The sequence below is a fragment of the Methylotuvimicrobium buryatense genome (genome assembly GCF_005931095.1).
GTDB lineage: Bacteria > Pseudomonadota > Gammaproteobacteria > Methylococcales > Methylomonadaceae > Methylotuvimicrobium > Methylotuvimicrobium buryatense.
On sequence record NZ_CP035467.1, the window covers coordinates 1694317 to 1714421 of the forward strand.

Genomic DNA, 20105 nt, shown 5'->3' on the forward strand with positions numbered 1-20105 from the left:
AACAGGAATTTTACACTTTCCATATCGGCATTTCGAAATAGAAACTTGCGCCTTCGCCTTCGATCGACTCGAAACCAATCCGGCCGCCCATACGTTCGATCAATTCTCTGGAGATGGCCAGGCCCAATCCGGTGCCGCCTTTTTTTCGCGTGTCCGAAGCGTCGGCTTGGGCGAATTTTTGAAAAACACGATCGCGGAAGCCGTCCGGAATACCGGGACCACGGTCGGCGACCGTTATCCGTATGGATTCGTTAATTTGTTTTACGTTGATGTAAACGTCGCCTCCATCGGGAGAAAATTTAACGGCGTTGGACAATAAGTTCGATAATACTTGTTGTAAACGTTGTGCATCCGCATAGATATCGACCTTTGGACTTTCGCCGGTCAGTATTAACGATACTCGACGTCCGATACCATAGGTTCGGTTAGCATCGACTGTCTGTTCGATCAACGGCATCAAATCTTGCTTTTGCATATTGAATTGGATCTTGCCGCCTGCGATTTTCTCCATGTCGAGTAAATCGTCGATCAGGTCGGCCAAGCGTCGACTATTATCATAGGCAATGCTTATTATCTCAAGCACGGGTTTGGGTAATTCGCCCAGTACGCCGCCATTAAGCAAGCCTAATGCGCCGGATATCGACGTGAGCGGCGTGCGCAGTTCATGACTGACGGTGGCAACGAATTCGTTTTTCATGCGGTCGACGCGCTTGCGCTCGGTGATGTCTCTGACCATGCCGACATACATGGCCTGACCCTGAAGGATAACTTCGGAGATGGCCAACTCCATTGGGAATAACTCACCGTTTTTACGAAGGCCTTCGATTTCTCGTCCGATACCGATGATTTTGGCGATGCCTGTCGATTGGTAATTGTGTAAATAACTGTCGTGGGCGTCGCGGTGCGGATTAGGCATCAATATGTTGATATTACGACCGACGATATCGGCGGCTTGATAGCCGAAAATTCGTTCCGCCGCCGGATTGAAGGAATCGATTTTGCCGGTTCGATCGATCGTGATAATACCGTCCACAATAGTATCGAGAATGGCTTTGGTATGTAGGCTTTGTTCTTTGAGCGCGGCTTCGGCTCGCTTACGTTCGGTGATATTTTGGGCAATACCGAGATATCCGGTAACGTCGCCCTTATCGCTACGCATTGTCGTGACCACAAGCGATACCGGAATGTGCCGGCCATCCTTGCGAATATAAGTCCACTCGCGAGTTTCCGCGCCCTCTTGTTCGGGTTTTTCGATAAAGACTCGAAAGCCTTCTACCGGGCGACCGAATTCCTGGCTCAATTCCAGGCCGCGTGCCGCGACTTCTTCGGCCTTATGGAACAGAGCGGGCGTTTTTTTGCCGATGACTTCCGCCGAGGAAAAACCCAGCATGCGTTCGGCTCCCGGATTAAAGGTCGTGATGATGCCTGCTACATCGGTAGCGATAATCGACATTTCCGAGGCCGCATTCAATACGCTAGTCAGCAAATGAGTCACGCGTTTGCGTTCGCTTTCGGCACGCATGCTTTCAGTGATATCCACTGCACGTCCGGCGTGGCGGATAATTTGGCCGTTACCGTCTTTAACGGGAAAAGATTGCGCGTGTACCCAGCGGATGTTGCCGTCCGGAGTCGCGATACGGTATTCCATATCGAATTGGCCGCTGTGCCGGTATTGGTTCATTTTTTGGAAAAAAACCGGCTTGTCGTCTTCAAAGATCGATTCGGCGAAAGAGCTCGGGTCGTCGTATAAGCTTTGGCAGCTTCTGCCCCATATCTTTTCGTAGACCGGGTTGATGTAAATTAAACGGTCGTTATCCGCATTGCGGAGCCAAAATACTTCTCTGATGTTTTCGGTTATATGGCGTTGTTTTTCTTCGCTTTCACGAAGCGCAGCTTCGGCTTGTTTACGGTCGGTGATGTCGAGAATAAAGCCGTCGAGAAAGTCGATATTGCCGGCAATGCCGGCTATTGCCGTTCCTTTCTCGTAAGCCCAGCGGATCGATCCGTCTTTATGAAGGATTCGGTATTCTAATTCCCACCCGGTTCCGGATGCGATCGCGTCATAAACCGATCGCTCCACTCGCTCTGTATCGTCGGGGTGAATAATGCTGGCGTAACTGCGCATCGAGTTGTCGATAAAGTCGCTGGCCGGATAGCCGCTGATGTTGTCGACGATGGCGCTCATGTAGAGCATCGTCCAATTCTCGTCCAGTTTGCAGCGGTAAACGATGCCGGGAATGTTGTTGACCAGCGACTGATATTGGTCGCGATTTTGTTTCAAATCGGCCGTTCTGGCTTGAACTTGTCGTTCTAATCCCGCTAGGATTTCGGATTGCTCGTTAAAACTGTCCGTCAAGCGTTGAGCCATCTCATTCAACGTCGTGCTCAGGTTGTCGTATTCCATGATGGGACTGGCAGGCAGATTCGGTTTGAGACCGTTGCCGATGGCATCGGCCAAACCGAAACTTGCTGCCTCGAGATTGCGTAGCGAATGCGTCAGCCAGCGGCTTAGTAGGTAGGAAACGATAATGCCCGACAGTAATAGCAGCGCCAATGACAAGAACAACGGCAGGCGGCCTTTTTCGAAATCCAGCACCAAGGATTCGGCATCTTGTTCGATATACACTTGCGCGACATCCGCAACACCGGTGAGCGCTATGCTGGTCAAGTAACGCCCTCGCTTCCAACGTTCCATGGCGGCCAATTTGCCGTATGGTAGCCAGATGGCTAGACCTTTGTCGAGTGGTTTGATTTGGCCGGTTTGCTTGTCGATGGCAGCTAATTTACCCTGCTCGATTAATACGCGTCCATCGTGGTCTAGCAAGGCCAGGCTCGTTTGTGGCGACAGTTGCGCTCGTGCTAGATGATTTTGCCAGGTCTTAATCTCGACGCCAGGCACGGAAGCGATATCGGCAGCGACTCGTTGCGCGATTTGTTCCAACCGTTCGAGCATGAACGCTTCATGGCGATCTCGTTGGGCGTTGCTTTCGACAATAATCGGTATGGCGCCGGCCAAGAGTATCGAGCATAACAAGACATGGAATAACAATTCGAACAACGACGGCCTAACGCGGTCGGATTGCATTGTAGACCGGAATACTGTCTGAACGACGAGGAGAATAATGCCGGCAACCAAGGCATTGAACAGTCCGTTCAACGGTTGTTTAAGCGCAATCAATAGCGTCGATTGCCATTCCATGCCGATGATGCCGTGATAGAACACCAAGATCAACGGCAGGCCAAGAAAAACCCAGAAGACGAGATCGGCCAGGATTAAATTACGCAGTCCGCGGCGATAAAGCAATGCCACGGTCAACGCTTCAGCGGTAAAAGTGATCAGAGCGTAGGGTTGGTTCCAGAGCACCAAGGTGTAGAGACCGCCGACCGCGGCAATGACCGTGGTGGCGACAGGACCGAGTAGAGCCGCGGCAAGCATTGCCGCGATGGACCCGAAAATGAAATCGACGCCGTAGAAAAGCGGCATGTTCAGCCAGTTGCCGGTCCATGCTAGAAAGGCCAAAATCGCGGAAAGCGCAAGGGTTTTACGGTCGATCGAAATCATAAGGCTATTTTTGACGAGTCGCCGGCGACAAGCGGTAAGGTAATAAAAAAAGTCGTGGCTTTATCTGGTTCGGATTCGTAGCCGATAATGCCGTTCATGCGTTCGACCAATTCTTTGGTAATTGCCAGTCCGAGCCCCGTGCCGCCTTTTTTTCTGGAATCCGAGGCATCGGCTTGAGCGAATTTTTGAAAAATGTGTTTGCGGAATGAGGCCGGTATGCCGAAACCCCGATCGCTGACTTCGATTCTAGCCAGATTGCCGGTACTCAGAACGGCGATATCCACCGTTTCGCCTTTTGGGGAAAATTTAGCCGCATTCGATAACAAATTGGCGAAGATTTGTTGAAGGCGCTGGGCATCGACATCGACATGCAAGGCATCATCGCGTTGCGTTATTCTGAGGGTAACGCCGAATTGGTCCGCATAGGCTTGATTATCCTCGAGAGCTTGTTCGACCAGAGGCATCAGCGCTTGCGGGCGAAGATCGAAATTTAATTTGCCGGCGATCAATTTTTCCATGTCGAGCAAATCGTTGATCAGCATGGACAAGCGCCGACTGTTTTTGTAGGCGATCGCTACGATTTCATCAACGGTGCCGGGGAGTTCGCCCAAGGCGCCTCCGGCCAGCAATCCTAGCGAGCCGGCTATCGCGGTCAATGGCGTGCGCAATTCGTGGCTCACGGTCGAGATGAACTCGTTCTTCATGCGATCGTTGCGTTTGCGTTCGGAGATATCTTCGATGATCGACCAAATCATTTTCTTGCCCGACAAGTCTTCGACGACCATGCCGTTTAGCAAAACCGGATATCGGTCGCCGTTTTTCTTGATGTATTCTTTTTCGTAGGGGCCGTAGCGACCGGTGTTCTTCATGCTTTCCGATTGCTGCCTTTCTTGCGCTTCGTATTCTTGAGGGGTTATTTCAAAATAACTGAGTGCCAAAAATTCTTCGCGGCTGTACCCGGTCGGCGCCAACAAGGCATTGTTGATCTCGACGAAGCGGCCGGTGGCGTAATCGTTGAGCGCGATACCGACCGGCGAGAGTTCGAACAGACCGCGTAGCCGGGTTTCGCTCTCGTTCAAAGCCTGAATGGCCGTCTTTTGCTCGGAAATATCGGCATGCGTGCCGTACATCATCAAAGGCTTGCCGTCTTTCGTCCTGCTAACGACGCGGCCTCGGTCATGGACCCATACCCAATGACCTTGTTTATGCCGCATTCGGCATTGCACATCGTAGAATTTGAGTTCGCCGGAAAAATGTCGTTGAAGTAAGTCCTCGGACTGCTGTAAATCGTCGGGATGGGCTAGTTTGAGCCAGGTTTCGATACTGATTGGCTCTAGCTCGATTAAGGTATAGCCGACGATTTCGGCCCAGCGTTCGTTGAAAACGGTTTGCCCGGTTTGAATGTTCCATTCCCAGGTGCCGATATGAGTCCCTTCAATGATTGCTGAAAGCCGGCGTTGATTAATCAAAATACGTTCGGCATCGTTTTTTTCGCGGCTGATATCCGACTCGATCGCCATGAAACCTTGTAATGCGCCTTGCGTATCGTAGAGAGGGTTGCATTGAATACGAACCCAATAGGCTTGGCCGGATTTATGATAATTGATGACATCGACATTGAAGGGTTGTCGTTCAATCAGCGCCCGATGTATCTCGGCAACGGCTGCCGGGTCGGTAAGCTCTCCCTGGAGTAGGTCGCCGGGTCTGCGGCCGAGCATTTCCTCCAACCGATAGCCTGAAAGCCGGGTAAAGCCTTCGTTGATCCATTCCACGCGGCCTTCGGTGTCGGTGATGATGACGCCGTTGGTGGTTTGGCTTGCGACGCGCGATAGGCGCGTCAATTCGGCTTGATTTCGATCATGCAGCCGTTTGACGCGTGCGGCTTCGATTAATTGACCTAGCGTCGTCAGTAACAGATGCAGGAATTCCACCCATTCGGAGTCGTAACCGCCTGGACGGTTGGCAATGCCGATCATTGCTACGAGCTTTCGGTCGTAATGAATCGGAATGCCCAGAAAGGCTTTCAACGGAGGATGGCCGGGAGGCAGTCCGCCGCGTCTCGGGTCATGCTCGGGATCGTTGGCGATCAGCGGTTTTTCAGAAGTGATGACGGTACCGAATAAATTTTTAAGGTTGGAAAACTCCATGCCTTGCTCCGCATTCGCGTCGTAAAATGCGCGCGTTTCGTCGTTCCAAGCGATGTTGGTAATCGCCCGAGTCTTTAGGTAGGGAATTCCGTTTTCGCGATGTAATATCTCGGCAATGAATCCGTATTCGCTATCGGTTATATTGAGTATGTCCGACAACAGGTCATCGAAAGCCCGGCTACGGTTCGATTCGAGAATGAATTGAGATTGGGCGCGCGAAATGATCTCGGCTATATGTTTTTGTCGATCGAGAGCCGCTTCCGCCGATTTTATGTCGCTAATGTTACGGCAAATCAGCAAAGATCGAGCGACGAGCCTCACAATATCTTGAGCGCAAGCGCTAAGATCGCTCAGCACTTTGCGTTGTTCCGGCGTCAGCCGTTTCGGCTCGCGGCTCATGATGCAAAAGGTTCCGATAGCCAAGCCGTCTTCGGTCAATAACGGCGCTCCAGCATAGAAGCGGATAGTGCTCGGGCCGGCGACGAGAGGGTGTGCATTAAAGCGATTGTCGATCCGGGCGTCCGGGACTTCGAAGATTTCGTTTTTGAGGAGGGTATGCGCGCAAAACGAGAGTTCGCGTGGCGTTTCGGTGATGTCGAGGCCCAAACAGGACTTGAACCATAGCCGATGTTCGTCGACCAGCGCGATCAGCGCAATAGGCGCGCCGAGGCTCTGCCGGGCCAGGCGGGTTAGTCGGTCGAATCGCTCTTCCGGTTCGGTATCGAGAATGCCGAGCGTGTGTAATGCTTTTATCCGCTCGACCTCGGTGTGGCTTTGTGTCTTTATCAATGCGCTGAAGATTCCGCGAAACGCCCGCGGATTTCGAGGATGGCCGGAAACTGTTGTTCGAAAATATCGACCAGATCCGGGTCGAAATGTTTACCGCGATTTTCCTTGATTAAATCCCAGGCCGCCTCGACGGTCCAGGCTTTTTTGTAGGGGCGTACCGAAGTCAAGGCGTCGAATACGTCGGCCAATGCCGCGATGCGTCCAGCTATCGGAATGTTAATGCCGGACAGTCCGTTGGGGTAACCGCTGCCGTCCCATTTTTCGTGATGCGTCAATGCGATTTCGCGTGCCATGCGTAGCAAATCCGAATCGTCGCCTTCCAATAATTTCGCGCCGATGACGGCATGCGTTTTCATGACTTCCCATTCCTGCGGTTCGAATTTGCCCGGTTTTAGCAGTATCGAATCGGGAATACCGATTTTGCCGATATCGTGCATCGGGCTGGCGTTCAAAATCAAGTCGCATTGATCGTCGCTCCAGCCGAGTGCTCGGGCGAGCAGGGCGCAGATGTGGCTCATGCGTAAAATGTGATTGCCGGTTTCCTCGTCGCGGTATTCGGAAGCCATGCCCAAGCGTTGCACTATCTGTAGACGAGTGCGGTACAGTTCTTCGGTGCGCGCTCTCACCATGTTTTCCAGCACCGTTTTTTGATCGTGCAAAAGTCGGTGCGCCAATTGCGCCTGCAACAGATTATGCACGCGCATCAATAATTCGTTACGATCGAAAGGCTTGGTGATGAAATCGCGCGCGCCGGCCGTCAATGCGCGAAGCAAAAAATCCTTGCCGTGTTGAGCGGTCAAAATCACGATCGGCGGTAACAAAGGATCGTTTAATGCCATGAGTTGTTCCATCACCTGGAAGCCGTCCAGATAAGGCATATTGATGTCGAGTAGAATCAAATCGGTTCGCGCTTCGCGGAAGCGATCGACGACTTGGCGCGGGTCGTCGATCAAAATCCGGTTTCGGTAACCTTGTTGTCCGAGCATTCTGTCCAATAGCTTGAGATTAGCCGGTTCGTCGTCGACGATCAGAATGCGTTCATTGCTTAGAGAATCAGAGGGCATGAGGTTTTCCGTCGGCGTTGTGTTTAAAACGGTCTATGCATTTGAGAAATTCTAGCACATCCAAGGGTTTCGTCAGATAATCGGCAAAGCCTGCGGCCATGCCGCGTTCGATATCGCTGCGCATGGCATTGGCGGTGACCGCGATCACCGGAATGTCTCGGGTGGCGGGGTTATTCTTTAAGTGGCGCAACATTTCGAATCCGTCTATATCCGGCAGATTGATATCGAGCAGGATCAAATTCGGATGTTCGTGTGCGACGATTGCCAGTCCGTCCATGGCATTGACGGCAGTAAACAATTCCATGTTTTGGCGAGCGGCGAGAATTTTTTGTACCAGTCTCAAATTGGCCGGATTGTCTTCGACATAGAGCAATTTGCACTGGCTAGGGATGTTATTCGAGGCGTTTATTGCCGGCAGTTTAGCTGGAACGGTCGGGGCTTCGGTATCGAGCAAAACGGCCGACGGCAATTCGAACCAGAAAACACTGCCTTCGCCGGGGGTGCTGTCTACCCCGATCTCGCCATGCATGGATTCGACCAGTTTTTTCGCCAGCGCCAGACCGATTCCGGTACCTTCGATTCCCTGATAGGCCGATTCGAGTCGCTCGAAAGGCTTGAACAGGCGGGGCAGCAATTTCTCGGATATGCCGTAGCCGGTGTCTTTGACACCGATTCGGAGTCTATCGGGGCCGGCGGAGATGCAATCGATGGCTATCCGCCCGCCGTCGCGGTTGTATTTAACCGCATTAGACAGTAGATTCAGTAACACTTGCTTGAGTCGAGTCGAATCGGCCACAACCGAACAATTGTCGATTGATTCAAAACAGATTGCGATGCCGCGTTGTTCGGCCAGCGGTTTGATCTGTTTGACGCAGGATTGGAGAAGCGGGCCGATCGCGATGATATCGAGGTTGAGCTCGATACGACCGCTTTCGATGCGGCTCAGGTCTAGGACTTCATTGATCAGCGTCAAAAGATGGCTGCCGGCCTGGAGTATTTCTTGAAGGTTGTCGGCCTGCATGACGGTCAACGGTTGTTCGGCGTCGGCTTCCAATAATTGTCCGAAACCGAGAATGGCGTTGAGCGGCGTGCGCAATTCATGACTCATGCGCGAGAGAAATTCCGATTTGGCGGCATTGGCGCGCTCGGCTTCTTCGCGGGCGGCGATTAGCATGGCCTCGGAACGTTTACGTTCGGAAATGTCTCTGACAAAGGCGAAAAACAGGCGCTCGCCGCCTAGCTCGTTCAATGTGACATTAACTTCCACATCCAGCAAAGTCCCGTCTATGCGGCGGTGGCGGGTGTCGAATCGGTCCTTGCCTTGCTCTATCACTTTAGCGATATGAGCCTCGAGTTGTTTCGGCGTTTCCAATGCTTCGATGTCGGCTATGTGCAAACCGAGCAGTTCGTCTCGGGTGTAATCGAGCATGGCGCAATAAGCGTCGTTGCAATCGCGGATTCTGCCTTGCAGATCGGCGGTGAAAAAGCCGTCGATCGCGGCGTCGACGATCATTGCATTGCGGCGGCTTTGTCTTTCCAGTTCCGCGGTGCGTTCGAGCACGCGTTGTTCGAGCTCCAGGTTGAGCCGTTTCAGTTCTATTTCGGTGCGTTTCCGTTCGGTGAGATCGGTGATTACATTGGCGAAAGCGATGGGGTTACCATCGCTATCTTTGATTAAGAAAACGCTATGGATAGTCGATATCACGCGTCCGTCGACGGCGGTAATGTCGAATTCGCCTGTCCAGAACTCGTTTTGCAATACTTCCGGTAAAATCCGGGACTTCAATTCCATTATTTGATTTTCTTGATAGAAATCGAAAAATGTATAATCGCCGACCTCGGCGTTTTCCGGAACTGCCAACAGGCGCCTCAGGGCAGGATTGAAATAATTGACTTTACCGGTAAGATTCGCCCAGCCGATGCCTTGGACCGAGGCGTCCGCCAACATCTGCAACATCTCTGCGCGTTGTTGTATCGCCCGGCGTTCGGTTACGTCTTGGCCGGTACAGAGTAGCCCCGAAGTCGTTCCATTGGCATCGCGCATAATCTCGGAATGCCATTCGATGTCCCGTTCTTCGCCGTTTCGAATAACGATGGGGTTGATGTTGCCTTGTGCCGGTTCTTCGTGAACGGCACTGCGGAATATTTGACGAATTCGATCTCTGTCGCGTTTCGGTAAGAATGATGCGAACCATTCTTTACTAATGATTTCGTGCAACCGATAACCGGTTAACTCTTCGAAATATCGGTTGACATGCAGAATGAATCCTTGCGGGTCGAGGAGTAGTACGATGACCGGTGCGGTGTTGATCAAGCTGTTAGTGAAATCGCGTTCCTGCAATAGTTCTTTTTCCACCTGTTTGCGGCCGCTGATGTCGAGAAACGAGACCATCATGCATAAAGGCGCGCCATCTTGGTCGTTTACCATGCAGGCCGATAATTGTACTTCAACCGTCGAACCGTCGAAGCGCTTGGCGATTAAGTCGCCTTGCCATCGGCCCTTTACGGACAGATTATCGATGACCGCTTCCGCCTCGTCGGGGTATTTCCAGAATTCGAGTGCCGAGCGGCCGATGGCCGATCCAGTATCCGGTAAATGCCATAGCTCGGCGAAAGCCGGATTGACATAGGAAAGCTTGGCGTCCGGTCCGGCGATCGCGATCGGGGTGATGGAAGCGTCGACTGCTGCATTCTTGATATGTAAGCCGGCCTCGGCTTGCCGTCGAGCGGTATTGTCGGTGATTCGACCTTCAATAAAAAGTAGCTTACCGTTTCTGGCGAAGACACCTCTTCCGTATTCGCAGACCCAACGAATCTCTCCGTTTCGAGTCAAAATTCGATAATCGATTTCAAATTCGCGGCGCTTGCTAATAGCGGCCTGAACTTCGTTCCAAACGCGTTCGGTGTCGTCCGCGTGAATCAGTTCGTTATAATTCAGGCTTCTCGGCGCTAGAAAGTCCTTTGTAGAATAACCGGTAAGCTGTTCGACGCCGCCGGTCATGAAATCCAGAGTCCAAGCCCGGTCGTTGCGGCAGCGGTAGACGAAGCCGTTGAGCGTATCGAGCACCCGCGATAGCGTATCGTTGGCCAATCGACCGGTCGTGTGTATCAACCACGCAAACGAAAGTGCGATCAAGATCGCGCATAGCGCTTTCGGCAATTGCACCGGCAGTCCTGTGATTTCGGCAAAGTGTTGCGCGGTCGGTAGCCATGGCAACAAAGACAAACCGGTTGATACGAATAAAGTCAAGAAACCGTAGACGGCGAATGCCGCGGCTACGGCAAATAACCAACGAATATTTATTTCGCCTTTGCCGCCATAGGCGGGATCTTGGCGGCTTGCCAATAGCACGTAACTTGCCAAATACGCTCCCGGAGCACCGGCAAAATAGCGAAGACTAAACTCTATTCCCGCGAAAGGGTCGTTTGAATTGACGGCGATAGCTATGCTGAGGGCCGTTAACATGCCGTAGAGCGGTAATGCCGGTAGACGTATTGCAGCGGATATCGAATTCAAACTGCGCCGTCCGAATTCCAAGAGCGCGCAGAATGAGACGGTTAAGAGTAGAGCGCTTGCGATTGTTAGCCAGCTCGCATCGTTGTGTAAGCGCTCTCCTTCGATTAGCTCCAGAAAGCCGTGCAAAAAACCGAACCCCGCCAACCAATTTAAATGCCGGAAAACAAACAAGGCGTTGTTTGGTTTCGGTAATACGGAAACTACCGCGCCCAAGCAAAAAAAAGCTAAAGCGTAGATTTGAAAGATCATGCCGAGATAGGTTTCGCACCACGCGTTCATGATGAATCCGGATCTTTTTGAATGCGGTTAAGCAAATCTTCCAAAACGGCGTTGAATTGCGTGATGTCCAACGGCTTGGTTAAATAGTCCGCGAAGCCGGCCGCTTTGCCCTGTTCGATATCGCGCGGCATCGCATTGGCGGTGATTGCGATGACCGGTGCGGACTTAACGATAGGATCGTTTTGAAAAATGGATAATACCTGAAAACCGTTCAAATTCGGCATGTTGATGTCGAGTAGAATGAGGTCGGGGCGGTGCGCTCGGGCTAAATCGATGCCCAGTTCCGGTGTGTGGGCCGTGATGAGACGAATGTGCCGTTGTCTTTCGAGTATTTGAGAGACGAGCCGGATATTTGACGGATTGTCTTCGATATAGAGCACGAGCTGTTGCCTCGAGCGACTCTGCAATGCCGGTTTTTCGATGGCTGCAGATGTTTTAGGCGGTTCCGATAAGGTCGGGTTCGATGCCGCCGGAAGCGTAATCATGAAACGGCTGCCCACGCCGACTTCGCTTTCGACTTCGATCGCGCCGCCCATCATTTCAACGATGCGGCGAGAGATGGTCAGTCCGATGCCGGTGCCTTCGATAGCGCTGTTTTCAGCGTCGAGACGGTTGAACGGTTGAAAGAGTTCATGTAAACGTTCCTTCGGGATACCGCGTCCGGTATCGGTTATTTGTATTGACAAGTATTCGCTGTCTTTAGGCATGGCCTCTACGGCCACTAAGCCGCCTTCGCGATTATATTTGATCGCATTAGAGATCAAATTGAGTAGCGTTTGTTTGAGCCGTGTTTGGTCGGCTTGGACAGTAAAGTCTTCTTGCGCATTGTTGCGGAGGCTTATTCGGCGTTTATCCGCTTGTGTGGATACCAGGCTCAGGCATTCCTCGATAATCGGTGCGACCCTTACGGGCTCTATGGATAACGAAATCCGACCGGATTCGATCTTGGCTAAATCCAATATTTCGTTGATTAAATCGAGTAGATGCCGGCCGGCCTTGAGAATTTCCCCTACATCCTCTTTTTGTGTATCGCTCAAGGTTTCGTCGTATTGCAGCAGTTGACCGAAACCGAGAATCGCGTTCATCGGCGTGCGCAACTCGTGGCTCATGTTTGAGAGAAAGTCCGATTTAGTCTGGTTGGCGCGTTCTGCGATGACTCGGGCGGTAATTAATGCCTGTTCGGCTCGTTTGCGCTCGGTAATGTCTCGCGCGAGGCCGACGAAGAGGAGGTCATCGGATAGTTTGATTTGGCTGAAGGCAATTTCGAGTGGAAAAATGTTCCCATCCGCTTTGAGTCCGGCTACTTCAAGTTGCTGATTGATGATTTTTCCGGTTCCGGTCGCGCAATAACGCTGGAGATAGTTGTCGATTTCGGATCGATGAGGCTCCGGCATCAGTTCATTGACTTTGCGGCCGACGATATCCGATTCTCGATAACCGAAGATAGCGCATGCCGCAGGATTGAATGAGTGGATAATACCGTCGGCGCCGATTGTGATGACGCCGTCGACGACCGAATCGACAATATGCTGAAAGATGCGCAGATATTTTTCGCGCTCGGCTAGCGCCAGTTCCGCGCGTTTGCGGTCGTCGATATCTTGTACCACGCCAAGCATTTGCGTGGGTTTGCCCTCGTCGCGCACCACGGCTCCTCGCTCGAGCAGCCAGCGCTCGGTGCCGTCCGGCCAAATGACGCGGTGTTCGATGTTGTAAGGCTCATCGTATTCAAGGCAGGCGCTTACAGCCTTGACAACAGCTTGCCGGTCTTCGGGGTGTATCGCGTTAAGGAAGTTTTCATAGGACGTTTCTAAATTCCCGTCCGGGTAGCCGAACAGCGGCGCGATGCGTTCGGACCAAAAAAGATCGCCGGATTGGATATTCCATTCCCAGGTGCCGATGTTCGCGAAAATTTGTCCGCGGCGCAGTCTTTCTTTGTGATATTCCACCGAGCGTTCGGCGCGTTTGATTTCGGTGATGTCGTGAAAGCTCCATACCCGGCCGCCGATTTTTCCTTCCGAAACGAGCGGTTTTGAATGGCGTTCGACTATTCTGCCGTCCGCAAATTCAAGCAGGTCTTGCGAATCTTGGCCGGAGCGATAAATGTTTTGTACAACCTTGCGAAACTCGAGCGGGTCGGCCAGTTGATGCTCAGCAGTATCCAGTAGGTGTTGGTCCGGTTGGCCGGGTAAGGCGAGTTCTTCCGGTATGCGCCACAGTTCGATAAATTGCCGGTTGGCGAAAAGAATCGAGCCGCTATCGTCGACGGCTAAAATGCCGTCCAGAGTGGATTCGAGCGTCGCGCGTAGATTTTGTTCGCCTTTTTTCAGCGCTTCGTTGCTGCGCACGCGTTCGCTAACATCCTTGATAATACCGATGAAATGCGTCAAATTGCCTTGTTCGTCATGGACCGGCGCAATCCGCAACTCGTTCCAAAACATCGATCCGTCTTTGCGGTAATTGCGTAACACGGTTTCGACTTTTTCGCCCTTTGATAAAGCCGATCGCACATGATCCAGTCCGGGTTGATGGCGGTCATTGCTGTTGAGAAATCGACAGTTTTTGCCCAATATTTCCTCGCGCGAGTAGCCTGTAATACCCTCGAACGCCTTATTAGTGAAAATGAGAGGCATATCGTGTTGGTTGGCATCGGCGATTACGATACCGCTGGTGCTGGCTTCGACCGCACGCTCCAGTAATCTTAATTGTTGTACAGACTTTTTGACATGGCTGATGTCGGTGCGGATCGAGACGTATTGATAAGGTTTTCCGTTACTGCCGAGAAAGGGAGTAATCGTGGACTCGACCCAATATAGACTGCCGTCCTTGCGCCGATTGCAAATTTCGCCTTGCCAGACCCTGCCGCCGGCGATGGTTTCCCATAAGTCGTGGTAAAATTCGGGCGAGTGTTCGCCCGATTTGACAATGCGATGGTTTTGTCCGATCAACTCTTCGCGCCGGTAGCCGCTGATTTCGCAAAATTTGTCGTTGATGTAGGTGATATTGCCGGAGCGGTCGGCGATGCTGATGATTGCGTGATGATTGATCGCCAGATGTTCTCGCTCGCGTTCGTAGAGCGTGGTTTCGAGCCGTAGACGTAATGCGCTGTTTTGTCGAGCCCTGCGCGCTCTTGCCGAAACGGCGGCGATCAAATGCCGGGGCTGTACGGGTTTCACTAAAAAATCGTCGCCGCCTAGACTGAGCGCTAACAGTTGTTGGGTCATATCGGTTTCGCCGGATAGAAATAGAATCGGCAAATGCAGATACTCGTCGCGCTCGCGTATGATAGCGGCCAATTCCGGACCGCTGGCTTCGGGCATATAAACATCGAGCACCGCGACATCGGGCGAAAAATTGTCCAGTATATTCAATATGTCGAGGGGTTGGGTCGAGGTTTTGACTTCCATTCCGGCCGCTTGCAATTCAGCCGCGTGCGCATTGACTATGAGCGGATCGTCATCGATCAATAACACCCGATAAGGCTTGGTCGGGTGGCGTCCGGTCAGTGCATCCAAAATATCGACGATGCGTTCGGAATTGACCGGTTTTACAAGATAGCGGGAGGCGCCGGCGCGAAACGCGGCGAGTCGTCCAGCGATATCGTCTCGTACCGAGACGATGATGACCGGAGTTTCGGAGTCTTTGCCAAGATTTTTTATATGGCTAACGGCTTCCGCGCCTGCAAGATTCCCATCGGGGAATATCATGTCCATGATCACGGCGGCCGGCGGTTCCGCGTTCGGCTCTGTGAATAGGGTTTGAAATTGCGTAGGTTCGGAGAATACGCGTGTGCGAAACCCGTTTTTCTGTAAAACGCTTTGCAAATGTAGCGCTTGATCGACATCGTCTTCAATTATGTCGATCAAAGGCGAATGGTTGGCGCGTTTCGGTGTCGGCGGCGGAGGAAGGCTGGGGGCGTCGGTTGGCAACTCTAGGCTGGCGAGACGGCTTAAACTATCGAACGCTAGGCCGACGGCTTGCCATTCCATATCGGTAGGGGTTTTGCCGGATCGAAGTAAATCCGACAAGCGTATTTCCATGTCGCGCGCGGCATCCGAGAGCGCCTGCATGCCGAATGTACCGGCCGAGCCGGTTAATCCATGAACCAGACGATGCAAGGTTGCCGCTTCTTCGGGGCGCCATGCTGAAGCATCTATCTTCTGAAATTGCGAACGAATAGCGCCGATTCGCTCCGGCAGTCGGTCGATGAATTCAGTTTGCAATTCTTTCAGGGCGTCGGAAAATTGGGATTGCATGGCTTGGTTTTAGAGATACTTTTGAAAAGGCTATAAAGCATCAGGGTGCGCATCGCGCACTTGGGTCGGAATCTGTTGTCGGGTTAGGTGCCATGGAAAGGTGCGCGATGCGCACCCTACTGGGTTTTTGGCTTAAACGGCTATGCCGACTTCCAGGCCTTCGAACCAATCCAAAAAGCGTTTAACGTTATCGCCTTTAAAAATGCGCCCGTGTTGCGGCGCCATCATGTCGATGTCGAGTTTGCGAACGCGCTCGATCCAGTCTCTCTTAGCCTGATTCGATGGCATCCAGCGTTGATGAAAGAAGCGCATGTGATCGATGTGGCTATCGAAATTATCGACATAAATCGGCGCGCCGGAGGCTTCGAGTGCCGCACCGACATCGCCGGACATCAGGATTTTCGCTTCCGCATCGTAAATATGAAAATTGGCCGATGAATGCAGGTAGTGTGCCGGGATTATTTTCAGCTCGGTAGAATCCAGCTTGATCTTGCCGCCGTTATCGGGAATGCCGACATAATCGATTGATTCGCAACCGAAGTGGCGGATGAAACCTTCCCAAAGCGATGAGGCATGTAGTTTGGCTTTCGGCAGGGCTTGGTCCCACAAACCCAGCGAGGAAATGATGTCGGGGTCTTGATGCGATGCGAATAGATCGGTGATTTCCTCGACCGGCGCATGATGCAAGACGGCTGCCAGCATCGGTGCGAACAGTTCGATACCGCCGGGGTCCATTAATAAACAACGATTCGCTGTTCGCACAATATATTGATTGGTATCGATAATGTTGGCAGGTTTATTGGTATCCCGGCCGAACATGATCCAACGGTGCGCTCCCTCGTATATTGGGGTCATCTTCATGGTTTTTTCGCCTTATTTTTTACGGTTATTCGTTAATATTAATGACATTCAAAGCACTGCGGCAACGTTGTACGTTATTGTGAATGATTTGCGCGGCGCGATCGACGCTTTCGGCAACCGCCTGTAAGCTAAGAAGGTATTCCCCCGCTTGCGACGCTTCTATTCGGGAATTGGCGGCAATGACGCGCGCGGCTCGGGCCGGATGCATGACTTCTTGTAATTGATCGAGCAATTGTCCGACATGCCGCCTGAATTGTTTTCGGCACTCCAGCATTCTTTGTTCGACAGCTTCGGTCGAAGTTTGCAGTGAGGATTGATACTGCGCGCCTTCCGCCATTTTTGTCGCGGCTTGGAATTTGTCGAATGCGGTCGAAGTCCGATATTCATTGACGGTCAAACGGTAAAGCAATAAGGCGTGTTCGTTGATGGCATTGACCAATGTTATCGTTTCCTTGGCCAATTCGTTGATGAAATCGGTGATTGGCTGAAATCCTCTGGCTTTTTCTCCGGCTCGGAAGGCGATGGCCTTGGCGTTTGCGGCGGCCAGCGAGATTTCTTTGGCAACTTCCATCACAGCGCTCAACTCCGCGGCAATGGATGCAACGGCAACGAATTGGGATTTGGTTTGGTGCGTTTTGTCGGTCATGGCGCTTGAACTGAGTGATGGTGTTGGAAATAAAAAAAATCGGTTTTGTTTTTCAACGGTCGCGCATTCTATGTTTTACCGGCAATATATTGAATAATCAAGAACACAAGTTATCCTGGTCTTTTTGTTTGTGATACCAATCATATACTGCTTTGACTCGATTGCCGCAAGGGTTATATTCGATGGTGCTGCACAATTGCGTGACTAATTGAATACCCCGGCCGAAAAAACTTTGGTTGTTATCGAGATCGGAAAAAATGTCGTCAATATTGAATCCTTCACCGCTATCTTGGACGTCAACGATGAATTGGCCGCCGTCCGACTTAGGAAGATAGTCGATCGCTATTTCTATCTTGCCGGACATGGCGCTGTTCAATCGTTCCTGGCGAAGCTCATAGAAATGTAAAAAGTCTTCGGGCGTTTGTTTTTGCAGGGAATCCATTCGGAGCAGCCCATGGTCCAGTGCATTGGTAAATAATTCGCTGACAATTGTGAAGATCATTTCTCGCGGACCGTGTAATCCATGCAGCTCTGTCAATTCGTCAATAATAGCCGGAATCGGATTCATCAGGCGTAATCCTTCAATATTAAACTGCATTGCGATAGCCCATTGGCAAGCGCGTAGTTCGGTAGGCGATTTCGTTGCTTGCTTGAGCCGATGGCGGAGCAGTCGGGCTATTTGATTTTCAATAAATTCGGGATCGAACAACAGGATGTCAGTTGCTTGGTTAGGATTTTTTAGACAACGACTCAGCATCGCTTTCGAGCCGGCCGGTTCGACGATGAAAATTGCTTGTGAGATGTTCGGTGCTAATGTCGAAATACTCGGCTCGTCGTCGATATTACCAGAGCGATAGTCTAGCAATGGTGCGGTGACGATGAGATCGAGGTCTTGTGCAGCAATGAGACTAAGGGCTTCTTTATGCTCGCATGCGATAGAGACAAGGTATCCTTGATTAACTAAATTTTTTTTTAGGGTTTCGGTAAAAGTTTGGTTCGGAGATGCAATTAGAATTCTCGCGGATACGGAAACCGGTACAGGATTATTGCGCGGCATTTAAGAATCGTCCAATTTATTGAGGCGTTGCAACGGCTACAAACCTAGACAAAGCATTTCACCATGAAGATCATGAAGAATAAGCAGTTAATCCGAAAACTTGTTATGTGTTTGTATAGAACTGTCGTTCGCACAAAAAGGTTAGCGGGAATATTTAGGTATATCTTTCGCACTTCAAATTTCGGCAGTTCCCGAGGAGGCGCCGGGGTGTCCGACAAAGGCTTTGCCAGCATGGAGCTGGCATAGAGCCTACATGGACGTATTCACGGCGTCCTTTGGCGGACACCCCTGTGCCGAATTTTGATCTACGATGGGTATAATCGCTTTGAAATACTTAATGAACTTCATTTTCAAATCAAGCGCTTTCACGGAACCAATGTAAACAATTTTTGAAAATTGGCAATTTCCAAAATTTTTTTGACTTCCGGTTTGGCATTCAGTAAGCGAATAGCTGATGGGGCGTTATTCATCTTATCTCTCAATATCAATAGCATGCCTAATGCGGAGCTATCCATGTATTCGGTATTCTTTAAATCCACATTGATGGTTTTGACGGTATCTCGATCCCATTCGGTTGCTTTTCTAAAGTCTTGATGAACGCTGAAATCGAAGCGTCCTGAAATGCGGACGGTCAATTCTTTTTTTTCCGGATGATGAATGATTTCTAATGCCATTTGCTTGCTTCCTATATGAGCATCGTTAAAACTTGAATGAGTGCTTTCGGTTAAAATAATTCGATATCGCCTTCATTCATTGAACCTTGCATAACGGCCTTATGGGTTTTTGTGCGCCATTGTTGCTTCATATCGTTGAGGCGCTTGATGCCGTGAGTCAGCTCATTGGCGACGTTTTCTTGATCGCTCGACGTCAATATTTCAAAACCGATGCGCATTTCATCGATCAAGGCTTGAAAATGCTGTGTATTGGCTTGCATGTATTCGATCAGTTGCCTTGTCATGTCTTCAAATTGAAGGGCTCTGACCGCATGGTTGACATTGTTTTCTATTTGTTGGGTTAGCTCTGAAACATCTTTGACTTTTCGATCGATCAAGGTATTGAGTTTGGCAATTTCAGTCATCATTTCATCGATATGAGCTTTCGAATGGATCGTTGTTGTCATGTCTTTCGATGCCATCGTCTCGATCATGCGCTTGGCTTGACCGATATTGGTTTTCGAATCGCTAACGACGGTTTTGATTTCCTCGCTGAATTTATCCGAGTTTTTAGATAGTTTACGCACTTCGTCGGCGACTACCGCGAAACCGCGTCCGGCTTCTCCGGCTCTTGCCGCCTCGATCGCGGCGTTCAGCGCTAATAGATTGGTTTGGTCGGCGATACCCTGAACATCGGCCAATAATTTGCTGATGATTTCCATGTGCGATTCGACATCGTTGACGACATTGACCATTTCGATGCTTTGTTTACTGACCGCGAGAATATGGTTGATAAAATCGGTTAGTACGATATCGGTTTCCTTGGCGAATTGCTTAAAGCTCAAGGTGCCCGATTCTTGTTTATCGTTTGATTCGCCCAGGTTATTGATCAGCGATAGCATAGTTTCATTTTGCCGAGAGGCAAGTGTGTGCATGCCATTGAAGCTGTCGGACATAGTCACGACCGCGTCCGATACGACCGATTTGACTTGTTGCAATTCTTCGTTAAAGGTATTGAGTTCTTGCGCGGCGCAGGCTTGTAGATCGTTGATATAACGTTCGAGTAATCGATCGGTCTCGATTTTGTCTAACTTGGGCGAATTCGATTCCGTGGGCTTCGCCGAGGATTTGCCCCCATATATCGTTAATAACCAACCGATTGATAGGATGGGCAGGAATATCCAATACAGAGTCGTTACGGCAAATAAAGCCGGCGAAATTCCCGCGACGATGGCCAATACGATAGGTAGGGCGGGTTTTTTCAGCAAATTATCCAT

General features: G+C 50.9%; 10 protein-coding genes. All 10 read right to left on the bottom strand.

Features of this window, described 5'->3' with window-relative positions; all coding sequences use genetic code 11:
* Nucleotides 1-10 precede the first annotated feature (10 nt).
* On the bottom strand, nucleotides 11-3562 hold the full coding sequence (locus tag EQU24_RS07695) for a PAS domain S-box protein (RefSeq protein ID WP_017840044.1): 3552 nt from the start codon (nucleotides 3560-3562) through the stop codon (nucleotides 11-13).
* Nucleotides 3559-6498: a PAS domain S-box protein gene (locus tag EQU24_RS07700; protein ID WP_017840043.1), complete on the bottom strand. Its 2940-nt coding sequence runs from the start codon at nucleotides 6496-6498 to the stop codon at nucleotides 3559-3561. The genes EQU24_RS07695 and EQU24_RS07700 overlap by 4 nt, the downstream gene beginning before the upstream one ends.
* Nucleotides 6495-7562 (bottom strand): HD-GYP domain-containing protein, encoded by a 1068-nt coding sequence (locus tag EQU24_RS07705; protein ID WP_017840042.1) that lies wholly within the window; start codon nucleotides 7560-7562, stop codon nucleotides 6495-6497. Before EQU24_RS07705 ends, EQU24_RS07700 begins: the two co-directional genes overlap by 4 nt.
* Nucleotides 7552-11358: a PAS domain S-box protein gene (locus EQU24_RS07710; protein ID WP_017840041.1), complete on the bottom strand. Its 3807-nt coding sequence runs from the start codon at nucleotides 11356-11358 to the stop codon at nucleotides 7552-7554. Before EQU24_RS07710 ends, EQU24_RS07705 begins: the two co-directional genes overlap by 11 nt.
* Complete coding sequence (locus tag EQU24_RS07715; RefSeq protein ID WP_017840040.1) at nucleotides 11355-15611, bottom strand: PAS domain S-box protein; 4257 nt, start codon at nucleotides 15609-15611, stop codon at nucleotides 11355-11357. Before EQU24_RS07715 ends, EQU24_RS07710 begins: the two co-directional genes overlap by 4 nt.
* 132 nt (nucleotides 15612-15743) lie before the next feature.
* Nucleotides 15744-16472 (bottom strand): oxygen-binding di-iron domain-containing protein, encoded by a 729-nt coding sequence (locus EQU24_RS07720; RefSeq protein WP_014149312.1) that lies wholly within the window; start codon nucleotides 16470-16472, stop codon nucleotides 15744-15746.
* Between the two features lie 25 nt (nucleotides 16473-16497).
* Complete coding sequence (locus EQU24_RS07725; RefSeq protein ID WP_017840039.1) at nucleotides 16498-17118, bottom strand: hypothetical protein; 621 nt, start codon at nucleotides 17116-17118, stop codon at nucleotides 16498-16500.
* 97 nt (nucleotides 17119-17215) lie between these two features.
* Complete coding sequence (locus tag EQU24_RS07730; protein ID WP_017840038.1) at nucleotides 17216-18175, bottom strand: ATP-binding response regulator; 960 nt, start codon at nucleotides 18173-18175, stop codon at nucleotides 17216-17218.
* Between the two features lie 365 nt (nucleotides 18176-18540).
* On the bottom strand, nucleotides 18541-18849 hold the full coding sequence (locus tag EQU24_RS07740; protein ID WP_017840036.1) for an STAS domain-containing protein: 309 nt from the start codon (nucleotides 18847-18849) through the stop codon (nucleotides 18541-18543).
* Between the two features lie 50 nt (nucleotides 18850-18899).
* Entirely contained in the window at nucleotides 18900-20105 is a 1206-nt protein-coding gene (locus tag EQU24_RS07745) for a methyl-accepting chemotaxis protein (protein ID WP_017840035.1), read from the bottom strand.